Genomic DNA, 14,099 nt, shown 5'->3' with positions numbered 1-14,099 from the left:
CCACAGATCGGGCGGCTGACCAAACCGGCGCCGCAGGCGTGTCAGGGGTCGAGGCGCTCGCGGCAGTTGCGCTCGAACACCTCGCGCACCGCGCGCGAGACCTCGCCCACGGCGACGTCCGCGCCGTCGAGCCAGACGACGGGCTGCACGTTGCGTCCCGACGACGTGAGGGTGAGCTGGGCGCGGCCCTGCGTCACCTCGTCGAGCACGGTGAACGGCAGCTCGCCCTCCTTGGCCTCGCGGACGGGCAGCCCTTCCTCCGCGGCCCACTCGAGCGCGAGGGCGCGGGTGATGCCGGCGAGGCACCCGGACTCGAGGGTGGGCGTGACCAGCTCGCCGTCGCGCTCGACGAAGACGTTGGACCCGGTGCCCTCGCACAGGTCGCCGACCGTGTTGGGCAGGATCGACTCGTCGCCGCCCTTGCGCACCGCGTCCGCGAGCGCCACCACGTTCTCGGCGTACGAGGTGGTCTTGAGGCCGGCGACGGCGGACCGCTCGTTACGGGGCCACGGCGAGCGTGCGGATCGCGAGGTCGGGGCCATGGTCGAGTCCTGCACGGCGACGACGACGGTCTCCGGGGCGTCGACGCGGCCGGAGCCGAGCGGGCCGATCCCGCCGGTCACGGTGATGCGCAAGCGGCCGTCGAAGGGCCCGTCGGCCCGCACGGCCTCGGCGAGCACGGCGGCGACGCCGTCGCGCACCTTCTCCTCGTCGGGGGCGGCGAGGCCGAGGCCCTGCGCCGACCGCGCGAGGCGGCGCAGGTGTCGCGTCAGCGCGAACGCCTGCCCGTCGAAGACGGTGCACGTCTCGAAGACACCGTCCCCCACCGTGATGCCGTGGTCGACGGCGCTGAGCGCCGCCTCTCCCTGACCGACGAGGCGGCCCTCCGCCCAGATCACCAGACTCATGGGGCCAGTGTGCCCGACCTCACGGGCCGCGCGCCCCGCCGACTTCACCCCCGTGTTCACCCCGGCGGTGCGTAGCAGCGCGGGCCGCGGGCGGCTCACCATCGGAAGACGGGCCGCGACGGCGCGGCCCCACGTTCTCGAGGTGATCCCGATGAGACAGGTCTTCCGCACGCTCGCCTACGTCGTCGCCGCGGGCGTCGTCGTCCAGGCCGCCGTGATCGTCTACGCGGTCGCGGGCATGGGCCTCTACATCGACGACGGCGGTGTGCTCGACCAGGCGGCGATGGAGCAGGTGTTCGCCGGCGAGCAGGTGTTCCCCGAGCAGAACGGGATGGTCCTGCACGGGATGAACGGGATGATGGTCCTGCCGATCGTCGCCCTCCTGACCTTCGTCGCCTCCTTCTTCGCCGGCGTGCGCGGTGCGTGGCGGTGGGGGCTGGCGATCCTGCTGCTCGTGGCCCTCCAGGCCACCCTCGGCATCGCCGGGCACAGCGTCCCCTTCCTCGGCGGCCTGCACGGCGTCAACGCGCTCCTGCTGTTCGGCGTCTCGCTGTACACGGGCTGGCGGGTCGCGGCGCGGGGCCGCGCGGTCAGCACGACGGCGTCGGTCGGCGCGACGCCCGCCGAGGGCCTGGCGTCCTGAGGCGTCCCGGGGCGTCCCGAGGAGTCGTTCGATGACCGGACGCACGTCGCCGGTGCTGCGCCGCGTGGTCGCGGGCGTGGTGGCGGCGGCCGTCCTCGTCCCCGTGCTGCTGCTGTGGCAGACGAGCCGGGTGCCAGGGCAGTTCTCCGTGACCGGGGCGAGCACCGCCGAGCGGGGCTTTCCCGCGGGCAGCGGGCCTCGCGTGACGAGCCTCGACGGCCACGCGGGGCACGGCGGGCAGGGCGCGCACGCCGCCGCCGGGATGAGCGTCGACTCCCTGGTGGCCCCTCCCGGCCCACCGGACGTGAGCGTCACGCTCACCGCCCGCGCCGAGCGCGTCGAGATCGCGCCGGGCGCCACCACGGACGCGTACACCGTGAACGGCACGACGCCCGGCCCGACGGTCCGCGCCGTCCAGGGCGACCTCGTCGAGGTGCGGTTCGTCAACGCCGGCGTGCCCGGCGGCGCCACGCTGCACTGGCATGGCGTGGACGTGCCGGGCGCCGCGGACGGCGTGGCGGGAGTGACGCAGGACGCGGTGCCGGTCGGCGGGTCGTTCAGCTACCGGTTCGTCACGAAGGACGCGGGCACGTACTGGTACCACTCGCACCAGGTGTCGCACGAGCAGGTCCGCAGAGGGCTGCTGGGGGCGCTGGTGGTCGAGCCGGCCCCGGGAGCCCGGCCCGCGGGTGGGCCGGCCGTGGCCCGGCTGCTCGACGACGCCGTGGACGTGCCCGCGGTCGTGCACCAGTACGGCTCGCGGCGGACAGTGCAGGGCGTCGTCGGGGACCTTCCGGTCGAGCTGTCGCCCGGCCGCGCGGCGCGCGTGCGCGTCGTCAACACCGACAACGGCACCCTGTCGGTGTGGGTGAGCGGGGCCCCGTTCCGCCTCCTGGCGATCGACGGCACGGACGTGCACGCACCCGCCGAGGTGACCGGCCAGGCCGTGACCGTCCCGGCCGGCGGCCGCGCGGACCTCCTCGTCGTCGCACCGCCCGACGGGTCGGCCGCGCGCGTCGAGCTGGGCGGGTCGGCGGCGGTCGTCCTCGGGCCGCGCGGCGCCGACGCTCCCCGCACACGGCGCCCCGCGACCTCGCTGGACGCGCTCTCCTACGGCACGCCGGCACCGCTCGCGTTCGACCCGGCCGACGCCGACCGGTCGTTCGACTACGTCATCGGGCGCGCGCCGGGGTTCCTGGACGGCAAGCCGGGCATGCACTGGACGGTCAACGGGCACACCTACCCGGACGTGCCGATGTTCACGGTCGCGGAGGGCGACGTCGTGCGGATGCGGATCGACAACCGCAGCGGCGAGCCGCACCCGATGCACCTGCACGGCCACCACGTCGTCGTGCTGTCCCGCGACGGCGTGCCCGCCACCGGCAGCCCGTGGTGGGTGGACTCCCTCGAGGTCGGCGACGGCGAGGTCTACGACGTGGCCTTCGTCGCCGACAACCCCGGGATCTGGATGGACCACTGCCACAACCTCCCCCACGCGACCGAGGGCCTCGTCGCGCACCTCATGTACGAGGGGGTCACCACGCCGTACCTGCTGGGCCACGACTCGGGCAACGTGCCCGAGTGACGCCCTGACCCTGCCCCCGGGGGCGGCCGGTCAGCGGCGCAGCACCACGTGCGTCACCTCGGGCGTGACCCGGCCCCCGACGGCGCGCAGCGCGTGGTTCCCGACGCCGTCGAACAGGCGCACGCCCTCGACGTCGAGGACGACCGGCGCGATGTGCAGCCGCAGCTCGTCGACGAGGTCGGCGGCGAGGAACTGGTTGACGGTCGTGGCCCCGCCCGCGACGGAGACGTCCCGGGCGCCCGCGGCCTCGCGCGCCCGCGCGAGCGCCTCCTGCGGGCCGCCGGTGACGAAGTGGAACGTGGTGCCGCCGTCCATCTCCAGCGGCTCGCGCTCGTGATGGGTGAGCACGAAGACGGGTGCGTGGTACGGCGGGTCGTCGCCCCACCAGCCGCGCCAGGCCAGGTCCCACTCCCCGCGGCCGGGGGTGAACATGTTGCGCCCCATGACGAACGCGCCCGCCGCCGTGATCGCGTCGAGCTCGGCGCGGTGCGCGTCGGCGTGCTCGAACATCCACGCGTGGATCTGCTCGCCGTCTCCGACCCCGTCCCCGAAGGGCTGGTCCTCCCGCTGGTTGATCCCCGCCGAGTACCCGTCCAGGGAGATCCCGATGTCGCACGTCACCTGTGTCATGCCGGTCCGACGGCGGCGAGGCGCCGGACTCATCGGTCGACGCTCGCCCGACCCCCGCCGGACGACGCCAGGCCGACGAGCCGCGCGGCCTTGAGCTCGGTCTCCTCCCACTCCCGCTCGGGGTCGCTCCCCCACGTGATCCCGGCGCCTGTGCCGAACCGCAGCACGCCGCCGCCGGGCTCGTCGGCCCACCAGAAGGTGCGGATCCCGACGGCCAGCTCGGCCCGACCGGCGGCGCCGTCCACCCAGCCGACGGCGCCGCAGTAGGGGCCGCGCGGCGCGGTCTCGAGCTCGGCGACGAGCCGCAGCGCCGACGACTTGGGCGCCCCCGACACGGACCCCGGCGGGAACGTGGCCTCCAGCACCCGTCCCCAGCGACCGGGCCCGGCCGCGGCGGGGTCCAGCTCGCCGCGCACCCGGGAGACGAGGTGGGCGAGGCCCGGGTGCTCCTCGACGGCGAGGAGGTCGGTGACGTCCACGGTGCCGGGACGGCACACGCGCTGCAGGTCGTTGCGCACGAGGTCGGTGATCATGACGTTCTCGGCGCGATCCTTGGCGGTGAGCCCGTCCGGCGTGCGCGCCGTCCCCTTGATCGGGCCCGAGCCGAGCACCGCCGCGCCGTCTCCCACGGCACCCCGCGCGTCGTCGAGCGACAGGTAGAGCTCCGGCGACGCGCTCACCACCCACACGGGGTCGAGCCCGCTCGCCGCGGGGACGTGCACGGCGGCCGCGTACGGGGCGGGGTTCCCGGCCGCGAGCCGGGCGGCGAGGGCCGAGGCGTCGGGCTCGGACGCGCCGCCGCCCGACGTGCCGGCGGGCAGCGGCGCGGACAGCACCCGGCAGACGTTCACCTGGTAGACGTCGCCCCGGCGCACCCGCTCGCGGACCGTGCCGACCGCGCGCACGTACTCCTGCCGCGTCATCGACGTCCGCCAAGAGGACGGCTCGGGGCCCCGCCAGGCGTCGCCGCCGCCGGGCGGAGCAGAAGGCTCCGGGGCCACCTCGGCGAACCGCCACGCGCGCGCCCGGCCACCCGGGCGGGAGGCACCGTCACGGCCGAGGTCGGCCTCGAAGTCGACGACGACGAACCACAGCCCGTCGTCCAGCCGCTCGGGCTGCTCGGCGAGGTCGACGCACTCGACGGCGCGGGTGGCGCGGCGTCCGGCGAACGTGGCCCAGGAGGTCGGCGCGGTCACAGGAGCACGCTAACGGCTTCCCGGCACACCCCGGCGGGGGCGATTGGACGGACCGTCGAGGGTCCACTAATGTTTGGGGCGCGCCAGAACGGCGGGCACCGCAGGGTGTCCTGGTCCTGGTCGCGCGGATGTGGCTCAGTTGGTAGAGCATCACCTTGCCAAGGTGAGGGTCGCGGGTTCGAGTCCCGTCATCCGCTCGGAGGCCCACTCTCTGATCGACTCACCATGAGCGTCGGGAGAGCACGTCTCAAGGTGGGTTGGCCGAGAGGCGAGGCAGCGGCCTGCAAAGCCGTATACACGGGTTCGAATCCCGTACCCACCTCGCAGCACGGGCGATTGGCGCAGCGGTAGCGCGCTTCCCTGACACGGAAGAGGTCACTGGTTCGATCCCAGTATCGCCCACCAGCACGACGAAGCCCCCTGACCGGGTCCCGGTCAGGGGGCTTCGTCGTCCCCTCCCCGCGACAGCGATCCCCGCACGGACGACGGCCGTGGCCGGCCAGCGAGGCCCCCACCACCTGGCACCGCCGGCGCGACCCGGCGCTCGGCGCGGGCTGGGGCACGCTCTGGGGCCTGCTGTTCGGCGCGTTGCTCGCCCTCCCGGTGCTCGGCACCGCGACGGCGCCGCCGTGGGCGCCGCGTTCCTCTCGTCACCCGTCCCGGATCCGCCGGCCGCAGGATGAGGTCGCGGCATGGAGGCCCGGGCGGCGTCGCAGGTCACACGGCCGCGATTGGACCAACGCGGCCCCGGCCGGGTAATGTTCCTCTGGCGCCGAGAGGCCCGGGGGAAGCCCCGGAAGACTCGGTCGTGCGGATGTGGCTCAGTTGGTAGAGCATCACCTTGCCAAGGTGAGGGTCGCGGGTTCGAGTCCCGTCATCCGCTCCGAGCTCTGCATTCCCTGACGGGGGCGCAGCAGCCGTTTGGGCGATTGGCGCAGCGGTAGCGCGCTTCCCTGACACGGAAGAGGTCACTGGTTCGATCCCAGTATCGCCCACCAGAACGAGGCCGTCCCGGAACACCGGGGCGGCCTCTCTCGTACGCCCGACCCGTCGCCCTCGTCACCCCCGCGGCGTAGCGTCGAGACCATGTGCCGCAACATCACGACCCTGCGGGGGCTCGAGCCGCCCGCCACCGATGACGAGATCCGGGCCGCGGCGGAGCAGTTCGTCCGCAAGGTCACCGGGGTCCAGCGCTCCGCCGTCGCCGCCACGCGCGAGCCGTGCGAGGAGGCCACCGACCAGATCGCCGAGATCGTCACCCGCCTGCTCGGCGAGCTCCCCGCCCGTCGCCAGCCGCCGAAGACCGTGCCCCCGCTGCGCCGCGAGGAGGTGCAGACACGGATCGCCGCGCGCCAGGCCGCCCGCGAGGAGCACGAGCGGATGCACGAGCTCGGCATCGCGCACAGCCACTAGGCTCGCCCGCGTGGATCACGCCTCCCCCGCCCCTGTCGACGACCCCCTCGACGGCCCGGCCGACCCCGTCTCCGCGACGATGCACCGGGCCAAGGCGCGGGCCAGGGCGTCGCACGTCACGGTGGGGCAGGTGCGGCACGCGGCCGGCGGCATCGTCGAGATCGACTGCTCGTGCGGGATGGTGCTCACCAACGGGCCCGACTGGTCCCTCGACGAGCACATCCGCCTGCACCGCGCCGAGGCCCGCTACCTGGCGGTGAGCCGCGTCGCCCCCGCCGGGATGCCCCGCCTCGTGCCGGTCGGGGCGGACCGCCTCCCCCGCTGAGCCGGGCGGGCCGACGGGCCCGACCGGCCGCGGGACGACGGTCGCGATCAGAGCTCGTCGGGGTCGTCCCAGGACACCCCGCTCGAGGCCCCCTCGATCGGGCCGATCTCGGCGGCCGAGAGGGACGCCGGCGCCTTCGCCGCGTCCCCGCCCGCCCGCGGGTCACCGGGTCGCTCGTCCAGCGGGCGGCGCCGGGGTGCCAGCCTCGCCTGCGAGGCGTTCGACTCGTCCAGCATGTCCACCGGCGCCGGGGTGTGCGCCTCCGTGTCGTGCGTGCTCATAGGCCCAGGTCTAGCAGCAGCCGTCGCTGGGTGCCCGTGCTTGGCACAGTATTTTTCCGTGCCGCGCACCGTGTCGGCACGGCTTCACCACCATCGCGGCGGGCGTCGGTCCCGCACCGCGCGACCCGTCGGCGACGTCACGTCCGGCCCGCTGGACTGAGGCCGCGAAGGTCGGTGCCCGTGGCTAGAGTGTCCGCCGTGACCGCTGCCGATCCAGGTCTTGCCGACAGGGCGGCGACCGGCCCTCCTCCCCCGCTCCCGCGGACCCGGGACCGGTGGCCGGGGCCGCGCCCGTTCGTGTGGGCGCCGCGGGCGCACACCGTCGAGGTCGTCCTGCCCGCCACGGGCGACCGGCTCCCGCTGCGCCTCGTGGGCGCGCACGAGCCCGGCTACTGGCGCGCGGACGCCGAGCTCTCCGCGGGCACGGACTACGCGTTCTCGATCGACGGCGCGGACCCGGTGCCCGACCCGTGCAGCACCTCCCTCCCCGGCGGCCTGGACGGGCCCTCCCGCGTGCTCGACCCCGACTTCCCCTGGACCGACGATGCGTGGCACGGCGCGGACCTCGACGTCGGCGCCCTTCTGCGCGTCGACGTCCCCACGTTCACCCCCGAGGGCACGCTCGACGCCGCCGCCGACCGCCTGGCCGCGGTCGCGGACGCCGGCGTCGTCGGCGTGGAGCTCTCCCCCGTCGCCGCCTTCGACCCGGCCCTCGGGCCCGCCGCGGGCGTCCGGCTGTTCGCCGTCCACGAGCCGTACGGCGGCCCCCGGGCGCTGCAGCGCTTCGTCGACCGTGCGCACGCGCACGGCCTCGCCGTCGTGCTCGACGCCCCCCACCGGTGGGCCGTCGCCGACCGGCTCGGCCTGCACGCGTTCGGCCCCTACGCGACGGGCTCGCGGATCGGCCCGCGCACCGGGGCCCGGCCCGGGCCCGCCGGCTCGGACAGCCCCCGGCTCAACCTCGACGGCAGCGGCAGCCGCGGCCCGCGCGACTTCCTCGTCGCGGACGCCGAGCGGTGGCTGCGGGACTTCCACGTCGACGGGCTGCTCCTCGACGTCGAGGCCCTCGTGGACCGGTCCGCGATGCCCTTCCTGGGGGAGCTCGCCGAGGACGTCCACCGGCTCGGCGAGCAGCTCGGGCGCCGCGTCGCGCTCCTCGTGGACGGGCCCGGTCGCAGCGACCGGCTGACCACCGTCGTGCACCACATCCTCGCCGCCCCCGGCGACGACGACCGCGCCCAGGACCTGCGTCGCCTGGCGAACGAGGTCTTCCCGCCCACGACGGCGCCCTGGCGCCCGCCGAGCCTCCGGCGCGCCCACCGCGCCACCCAGCGCGCGTCCTCGGTGCTGGTGCGCGACCTCACGCGGCTGCCCGCGGCGAACCGCTCCGTGCCCTGGACCCCCGACGCGACCGACGCGAGCGGCGGTGCCGAGGCGGCCGTCACCGACGACGACCGCGCCTGCCTGCTCACGTTCGCGATCCTCGCCGGCACGCCGCCCGTGCTCGACACCGAGCACGTCCCCGTCCCGGCGCGGGACGCCCGGTCGCGCCGCCTCGTCGCGTGGACCAGGACGCTGGCCGGCCTCCGCCCCGCCGCGTCGGCGGACCGGGACCTGCCCGTGGAGGTGCGCACCGACGGCACCACGCTGCTGGGTCACCGCGGCCGCACCGCCGTCGCGCTGGTCACCGGGACGGAGCGGGCCACCGTCGACGTCTCCGGGCTGCCCGACGGCACCCGGCTCGTCGCCGCGTGGGACCCGGCCGGGACCACCTACGAGGACGGCACGCTGACGCTGCCGCCGCGGTCGCCGGCCGTGCTGCACACGGGGCCGGTCGACCGGTAGCCCGGGCGGACGGCGCCCGGGACGCTACGCGGTGGTGCTACGCGGCGAGGCGGCGCCCCTCCTCGGCGAGGGCTCCCAGGCGCGACAACGCCCGGAAGTACTTCTTGCGGTAGCCGCCGCGGAGCATCTCGTCGGTGAACAGGTGCTGCGCGGAGTCGCCAGCCAGCAGCACCGGCACGTCGCGGTCGTAGAGCCGGTCCACCAGCACGACGAGGCGCAGCGCCACCTCCTGGCGCAGCACGGGCCGCACGCCGGTGAGCGCCACGAGCTCGACGCCGTCGAGCAGGGCGCCGTACCGGCTCGGGTGCACGGTGGCCAGGTGGGCGAGCAGGTCCTCGAACCCGTCGAGGACGGCGCCCGGGTGCGCGGCCGCCGCACGGGCCACCACGTCCTCGGCCAGCGGGGCGGCCTCGGTGACGACCGCGCGGTGCCGGTAGTCCTCGCCGTCCACCCGCAGCACCTCGAACCGCGAGGAGAGCGCCTGGATCTCGCGGAGGAAGTCCTCGGCGGCGAACCGGCCCTCGCCGAGGGCCTCGGGCAGGGTGTTCGACGTCGCGGCGAGGGCGACGTCGCGGTCCGCGAGCTCGCGCAGCAGCCGGGACATCAGCACCGTGTCGCCCGGGTCGTCCAGCTCGAACTCGTCGATGCACACGAGCCGGCGGGTGGCGAGCGCCTCCACGGTGGGCAGGAAGCCGAGGGCGCCCACGAGGTTCGTGTACTCCACGAACGTGCCGTACGCGACCGACTCCTCGCCGAGCGCGGCCGTGACCTCGTGCGCCAGGGAGGTGAGCAGGTGCGTCTTGCCGACGCCGAAGCCGCCGTCCATGTACACCGCGGGGACGGCCTTGCGCCGGCCGAACAGCGCCTTGAGGCCGGACGCGCGCGCCGCCGTGATCTCCCCCGCCACCTCCTGCAGCCGGGCGGGCACCGTCGTCTGGCTCGGGTGCGCCGGGTCGGCGCGGTAGGTCGAGAACCGGGCCTGCGCGAAGTGGCGCGGGGGCACGAGGTCGGCGAGCAGCCGGTCCGGCGAGACGGTCGGACGCACGGCCGACAGGGAGGGCACCGCGCCCTCCCGGGCGTCGGAGGTCGGGGGCGTCGCGGGGGTGTCCTGCGTGAGCGTCACGACCGTCAAGGCTACGCCGCGTCAGTACGCTGGCCGCTGTGAGATCTGCCACGACGCCGCTCGACCTGCTCGTCCCCGGACCCGAGCACCTGCCCGCGGACCCGGCCGAGCCGCGGCTCACCGCCCTCCACGCGCTGCCCGCCGGCGTGCCGCACGTCCGGGCCAACATGGTCGCCACCGTCGACGGTGCGGCCTGGGGCTCCGACCACCGCTCCGGCTCCATCAACGACGACGCGGACTGGCGCGTCTTCCGCGTGCTGCGCGCCGCGGCGGACGTCGTGCTGATCGGCGCCGGCACCGCCCGGCACGAGGGTTACACCGCCCTCGACCGGCCGCCGGGGCTGCCCGCCGCGAGCGACCGGCCCCTGGAGCTCGCGCTCGTCTCGCGGTCGGGCCGCGTGCCCCAGCTGCTCGCCGACGGCGACCGGCCGCCCCTGATCCTCACGGGTGCCGCCGGCGCCCGGACGGCCGCGCGCATGGTGCCCGCCGACCGCGTGGTCGAGGTGCCGGCCGCCGGCGACCCGGACGACGTCGACGTGCGCGCCGGGCTCGCCGCCCTCGCGGGGCGCGGGCTGGCCCGCGTGCTGTGCGAGGGCGGCCCGACGCTGCTCGCCGCGATGCTCGCGGACAGCCTCGTCGACGAGCTCTGCGTCACCACCAGCCCGAGCGTCGTCGGGCCGGGCCCGTCGCGCATCGTCGCCGCCTCCCCTGCCGGGGCATCCGGCGAGCCGCCGCCGCCAGCCGGGATCCCGTCGACGCCGCCCGTGCCCGCACGTCTCGCGCACCTGCTGCACGCGCCGGGCACGGGCACGCTGGTGGCGCGCTGGCTGCTGCGCTGAGGCGCTCGTCACCACCGCACGGGAAGGGCCGTCCTGACCTCGCGGACGGGGCCCCGGATGACTACGGTGCTGGCATGCCGACGACCATCATCCTCACCGAGGACGCGCTCACCGACGCCGATGTGCAGCACATCGCGGACCTGCAGGCCGAGCAGCCGGAGAGGTACCGGGTCCTCGTGCCCGAGGACACCGACTCCGACGTCGTCTCCGCGATCATCGACCACCTGTGGAGCGGCGAGCTGCGCGAGGCCGGCGAGGACCTCGTCGGCCGGGAGCCCACGCAGGACGAGGCGAAGGTCACCGCGGCCGACCGGCTCGAGCGGTCGCTCGCGCTGCTGCGCGCCACCGGGGTCGCCGCCGACGGCGAGGTGACCGCGGAGGACCCCGTGCCCGCGCTCGCCGCGGCGGTCACCGCCGAGGGAGGGCCGGACGGCGTGCAGGGGGTCGTCGTGGTCACGTACCCCCACGTGGTCGCGGACACGCTGCGCAGGGACTGGGCGTCGCGCGCCCGGCAGAAGCTGCGGGCGCCGGTGCTGCACCTGTACGCCGGCACCAGCGAGATCGGCGACTGACGACGCACGACGGGCCCGCACCCATGGGGGTGCGGGCCCGTCGGCGCGCCAGGACCGGGCCGTGTCAGGACGGGTGCTGCCTCAGAAGCCCGTGCCGGTGGGCTCCGGGTACCACTGCCGGAACTTGCGCACCTGGTTGACCTTCGCGGCCGCGACGTACGCGCGTCGCTTGGCGCCGCCGTCGGCAGCCCAGTAGGCCAGGGGGTGCGCGGTGTCCGGGGCGAGCCGGCGCACCTTCGCCCGCAGCCCGTCCTCGCGGACGTACCGCAGCAGCAGGCTGGTCGGCAGGATGGAGTAGAGCACCTCGCGGGTCACGACGACCGGCTCGAGGGCCACCCCGTCCACGTGGTCGGCCACGACGAACCGCGCGACGTTCGCGCCCGCCGCGGTCACGTAGTAGTTGTTGCGGCCGATGCGGGGGTTCACCTCGAAGAAGGCGAAGCTCCCGTCGCGCGGGTCCACCTTGATGTCGAAGTTGGCGAAGCCGCGGTAGCCGGTGGCCGCCAGGAACGCGCGCGCCTGGTCGAACATCGTGCCGAGGTCGCCGGTGATCATGGCCGCCGGGTTCCCGAGGCCGTTCGGGGTGTGCTCCTCGAGCAGCACGTGCGCGCCGGCCATGAGGGTGGCGACGCCCCGCCCGTCGACGTACGCGGTGATGGAACGCATCTGCGTGTCGTCGCCGGGCACCAGCTCCTGGGCCACGAACCGGCCGCGGAACCCGGCCTCTCGCAGGCGGCGCCACAGGTCGTCGAGCTCGGCCTGCGTGCCGATCTCGAACACTTTGCGCTTGCCGGGGAACTCGACGTCCTGGTAGTCCGCGCTGCTCGCCGCCTTGGCGATGAGCGGCCAGCCGACGTCGACCGGCACGGGCTGCCACGACGGGTCGTCGGCGCCGGCGAAGTCCTGCACGATCGTGCGCGGCACGGCGATGCCGACCTTCTCGGCGAGCTCGGCGAAGGTCGCCTTGTCGCTGATGTCGTCCAGCAGCTCCTCGTCGAGGAACGGCACGACGTACCCCGCGGCCTCGAGCTCACCACGGTGGCGCACCACCGTGCGCACGAGCCAGTCGGAGTTGGCCAGGAGCAGCAGGCGGCGGCCGGGGTCGGCCGCCAGCGTCTCGGCGGCCACCTTGAGCGCGGCGTCCACGAGCCCGCGCGCGTCGTGGCTGTCCTCGACCTGCACGGTGCGCAGGATGCGGGAGTCGGCGATGGGCCCGGGCACGAGGCCCGAGATCACCGTCGACGTCACGCCGTACAGCTCGTGGAAGGCCCGCCCGAGGGCGTACACGCCGATGTCGCCGCCGAGGATGACCGGGGCGAGCTCGGGCCGGGGCTCGGGCGCGGTGGAGCGGCTCATGCACTCACCCGGCCGGGCGCACCATCCGGCGTGTTGGTGGCGTGCACGCGCCGCAGCTCGTCCAGCGGGTAGTGCTGGCGGTACTTGCGCCAGTGGTTGACCAGCGCGGTGAGCACGTACAGCCGGCGGCGGGGTGAGGCGTCCGCGGAGTAGCGCAGCGGGTGCACGGTGCGGCGTGCCCGCATGAGCCCGACCACCCGGGCGCGCAGCGCCGGGTCCAGCACGTACTGGCGCAGCAGGCGGTGCGGCACGACGGCGTAGAGCATCTCGCGCTCGGCCGTCACCGGCTCGCGGCGCACGCCGTGCACCACGTCGTCCACGAGCACCTCGGCCACGTTCTGGCCGCCCGCGGTGACGTAGTAGTTGTTCCGACCGATGCGAGGGTTCTGCTCGAAGAACTTGAACACGCCGTCGCGCGGGTCGAGCTTCACGTCGAAGTTCGCGAAGCCGCGCCAGCCGGTGTGCTCGAGCAGCCGCTGCGCGGCGTCGAGGATCGGGTCGATCCGCTCGACGATCATCGCCGACGGGTTGCCGCGGGTGGCCGGGGTGCGCTCCTCGAGGAGCACGTGGGCCGACGCGCGCAGCGTCACCCGCCCGCTGCTGTCCGCGTACGCGGTGACCGAGCGCATCTGCGTGTCGTCGCCCGGGATCATCTCCTGGACGAGGAACCGGCCGCGGAAGCCGGCCTCGCGCAGCGAGATCATCAGCCGGTCGAGCTCGGCCGGGGTGGCGATCTCGAAGATCTTCTTCTTCCCGGGGAACGTCACGCCGTGGTAGTCGGCGCTGCTCGCCGGCTTCGCGATCACCGGGAAGTCGAAGGCGACGGGCGCCGGCTGCCAGCCCGCGTCGTCGGCCCGCGCGAAGTCCTGGATCACGGTGGCCGGCGTGGGGATGCCGAGCTCGGCGCACGCGGCCGCGAACTCCGCCTTGTCGGAGATGCGGTCGATGAGCGCGACGTCGGCGAAGGGCACGACGTACCCCGCGCCCTCGAGCTCCGCGCGGTGGTGCACGAGCGTGCGGACGGCCCAGTCCATGTTGGTGAGCGCGACGAGCCGGTCGCCGGAGCCCGCCTGCGCGGCGGCGAGGTCGCGCAGGGTCGCGACGATCTGCTCGGGCTCGCTGCCGGACAGGACGACGTCGATGATGCGGGAGTGCGCGATCGGGCCGGGCTCGGCGAACGCGACCACGGTGGTGCGCACGCCGTACCGCTCGTGGAACGCCCGGGCGAGGGCGTACACGCCGATGTCGGACCCGACGATGACCGGTCGGAACCCGGGAGCGGGGGGGGGGGGGGGGCCGGGCGGTGGAGGGGGTGGGTATGGTCTTAACCGGACGGGTGTCGCGCGAGATAGTGGGAATAATCGACGCACACGGCGCGCACGC

Annotated in this window: 14 protein-coding genes and 5 tRNA genes; 12 read left to right on the top strand and 7 right to left on the bottom strand. The window is 75.2% G+C overall.

What is annotated here, in order from left to right; translation table 11 throughout:
* Positions 1 to 41: 41 nt before the first annotated feature.
* Entirely contained in the window at positions 42 to 908 is an 867-nt protein-coding gene (locus ACWF41_RS05335; protein WP_380326400.1) for an aminotransferase class IV, read from the bottom strand.
* A 151-nt stretch (positions 909 to 1,059) separates the two neighbouring features.
* On the opposite strand from ACWF41_RS05335, the gene ACWF41_RS05330 reads away from it, so the two are divergent.
* Positions 1,060 to 1,551 carry a COX15/CtaA family protein gene (locus tag ACWF41_RS05330; RefSeq protein ID WP_380326403.1) on the top strand — a complete coding sequence of 164 codons (492 nt, stop codon included), beginning with the start codon at positions 1,060 to 1,062 and terminating at the stop codon, positions 1,549 to 1,551.
* A 31-nt stretch (positions 1,552 to 1,582) separates the two neighbouring features.
* A complete protein-coding gene (locus tag ACWF41_RS05325; RefSeq protein ID WP_380326406.1) occupies positions 1,583 to 3,136 on the top strand; it encodes a multicopper oxidase family protein in 1,554 nt (517 codons plus the stop codon).
* 30 nt (positions 3,137 to 3,166) lie between these two features.
* Here ACWF41_RS05325 and ACWF41_RS05320 read toward each other — a convergent pair whose 3' ends face one another.
* Both ACWF41_RS05320 and ACWF41_RS05315 read right to left on the bottom strand, forming a co-directional pair.
* Positions 3,167 to 3,766 (bottom strand): dihydrofolate reductase family protein, encoded by a 600-nt coding sequence (locus tag ACWF41_RS05320; protein WP_380326408.1) that lies wholly within the window; start codon positions 3,764 to 3,766, stop codon positions 3,167 to 3,169.
* A 29-nt stretch (positions 3,767 to 3,795) separates the two neighbouring features.
* Positions 3,796 to 4,962: a chorismate-binding protein gene (locus ACWF41_RS05315; RefSeq protein ID WP_380326411.1), complete on the bottom strand. Its 1,167-nt coding sequence runs from the start codon at positions 4,960 to 4,962 to the stop codon at positions 3,796 to 3,798.
* A gap of 124 nt (positions 4,963 to 5,086) precedes the next feature.
* Between ACWF41_RS05315 and ACWF41_RS05310 the strand changes: the two genes are divergently transcribed.
* From ACWF41_RS05310 to ACWF41_RS05280, 7 genes are all read left to right on the top strand, one after another.
* Positions 5,087 to 5,159: transfer RNA gene (locus tag ACWF41_RS05310), tRNA-Gly, on the top strand.
* Between the two features lie 54 nt (positions 5,160 to 5,213).
* Positions 5,214 to 5,284: transfer RNA gene (locus ACWF41_RS05305), tRNA-Cys, on the top strand.
* A gap of 8 nt (positions 5,285 to 5,292) precedes the next feature.
* A tRNA-Val gene (locus tag ACWF41_RS05300) sits at positions 5,293 to 5,367 on the top strand.
* A gap of 405 nt (positions 5,368 to 5,772) precedes the next feature.
* Positions 5,773 to 5,845: transfer RNA gene (locus ACWF41_RS05295), tRNA-Gly, on the top strand.
* A gap of 40 nt (positions 5,846 to 5,885) precedes the next feature.
* Positions 5,886 to 5,960 (top strand) — tRNA-Val (locus tag ACWF41_RS05290).
* 88 nt (positions 5,961 to 6,048) lie between these two features.
* Positions 6,049 to 6,375, top strand: coding sequence for a DUF2277 domain-containing protein (locus ACWF41_RS05285; protein WP_380326288.1), 327 nt, complete (start codon positions 6,049 to 6,051; stop codon positions 6,373 to 6,375).
* A 79-nt stretch (positions 6,376 to 6,454) separates the two neighbouring features.
* Complete coding sequence (locus ACWF41_RS05280; protein WP_380326306.1) at positions 6,455 to 6,700, top strand: hypothetical protein; 246 nt, start codon at positions 6,455 to 6,457, stop codon at positions 6,698 to 6,700.
* A gap of 47 nt (positions 6,701 to 6,747) precedes the next feature.
* Here ACWF41_RS05280 and ACWF41_RS05275 read toward each other — a convergent pair whose 3' ends face one another.
* Positions 6,748 to 6,981, bottom strand: a complete 234-nt coding sequence (locus ACWF41_RS05275) for a hypothetical protein (RefSeq protein ID WP_380326291.1) — start codon at positions 6,979 to 6,981, stop codon at positions 6,748 to 6,750.
* Between the two features lie 198 nt (positions 6,982 to 7,179).
* Here ACWF41_RS05275 and ACWF41_RS05270 point away from each other — a divergent pair, with 198 nt between their 5' ends.
* Complete coding sequence (locus ACWF41_RS05270; RefSeq protein WP_380326294.1) at positions 7,180 to 8,826, top strand: hypothetical protein; 1,647 nt, start codon at positions 7,180 to 7,182, stop codon at positions 8,824 to 8,826.
* Positions 8,827 to 8,863: 37 nt separating this feature from the next.
* Here the strand turns inward: ACWF41_RS05270 and zapE are convergent, their stop codons facing one another.
* Positions 8,864 to 9,949, bottom strand: a complete 1,086-nt coding sequence (zapE, locus tag ACWF41_RS05265; RefSeq protein ID WP_380326297.1) for a cell division protein ZapE — start codon at positions 9,947 to 9,949, stop codon at positions 8,864 to 8,866.
* Positions 9,950 to 9,987: 38 nt separating this feature from the next.
* On the opposite strand from zapE, the gene ACWF41_RS05260 reads away from it, so the two are divergent.
* Complete coding sequence (locus tag ACWF41_RS05260) at positions 9,988 to 10,788, top strand: dihydrofolate reductase family protein (protein WP_380326300.1); 801 nt, start codon at positions 9,988 to 9,990, stop codon at positions 10,786 to 10,788.
* Positions 10,789 to 10,862: 74 nt separating this feature from the next.
* On the top strand, positions 10,863 to 11,360 hold the full coding sequence (locus ACWF41_RS05255) for a hypothetical protein (protein WP_380326303.1): 498 nt from the start codon (positions 10,863 to 10,865) through the stop codon (positions 11,358 to 11,360).
* A gap of 81 nt (positions 11,361 to 11,441) precedes the next feature.
* Here the strand turns inward: ACWF41_RS05255 and ACWF41_RS05250 are convergent, their stop codons facing one another.
* Together ACWF41_RS05250 and ACWF41_RS05245 are read right to left on the bottom strand one after the other, a co-directional pair.
* Positions 11,442 to 12,716 (bottom strand): carboxylate--amine ligase, encoded by a 1,275-nt coding sequence (locus ACWF41_RS05250; protein ID WP_380324999.1) that lies wholly within the window; start codon positions 12,714 to 12,716, stop codon positions 11,442 to 11,444.
* Positions 12,713 to 13,954, bottom strand: coding sequence for a carboxylate--amine ligase (locus tag ACWF41_RS05245; protein WP_452182134.1), 1,242 nt, complete (start codon positions 13,952 to 13,954; stop codon positions 12,713 to 12,715). The genes ACWF41_RS05250 and ACWF41_RS05245 overlap by 4 nt, the downstream gene beginning before the upstream one ends.
* Positions 13,955 to 14,099 lie beyond the last annotated feature (145 nt).

The sequence above is a fragment of the Isoptericola sp. NPDC055063 genome, assembly GCF_053608125.1.
The sequence above is the reverse complement of the archived record's forward strand: the minus strand, read 5'-3'. Positions and strand labels throughout refer to the sequence as shown.

Excerpts from the sequence above, each read along its gene's own strand:
- ACWF41_RS05335 (WP_380326400.1), bottom strand. The coding sequence starts at position 908 with ATGAGTCTGGTGATCTGGGCGGAGGGCCGCCTCGTCGGTCAGGGAGAG.
- ACWF41_RS05280 (WP_380326306.1), top strand. The coding sequence starts at position 6,455 with ATGCACCGGGCCAAGGCGCGGGCCAGGGCGTCGCACGTCACGGTGGGG.
- ACWF41_RS05325 (WP_380326406.1), top strand. The coding sequence starts at position 1,583 with ATGACCGGACGCACGTCGCCGGTGCTGCGCCGCGTGGTCGCGGGCGTG.
- ACWF41_RS05285 (WP_380326288.1), top strand. The coding sequence starts at position 6,049 with ATGTGCCGCAACATCACGACCCTGCGGGGGCTCGAGCCGCCCGCCACC.
- ACWF41_RS05320 (WP_380326408.1), bottom strand. The coding sequence starts at position 3,766 with ATGACACAGGTGACGTGCGACATCGGGATCTCCCTGGACGGGTACTCG.
- ACWF41_RS05275 (WP_380326291.1), bottom strand. The coding sequence starts at position 6,981 with ATGAGCACGCACGACACGGAGGCGCACACCCCGGCGCCGGTGGACATG.
- ACWF41_RS05255 (WP_380326303.1), top strand. The coding sequence starts at position 10,863 with ATGCCGACGACCATCATCCTCACCGAGGACGCGCTCACCGACGCCGAT.
- ACWF41_RS05330 (WP_380326403.1), top strand. The coding sequence starts at position 1,060 with ATGAGACAGGTCTTCCGCACGCTCGCCTACGTCGTCGCCGCGGGCGTC.
- ACWF41_RS05250 (WP_380324999.1), bottom strand. The coding sequence starts at position 12,716 with ATGAGCCGCTCCACCGCGCCCGAGCCCCGGCCCGAGCTCGCCCCGGTC.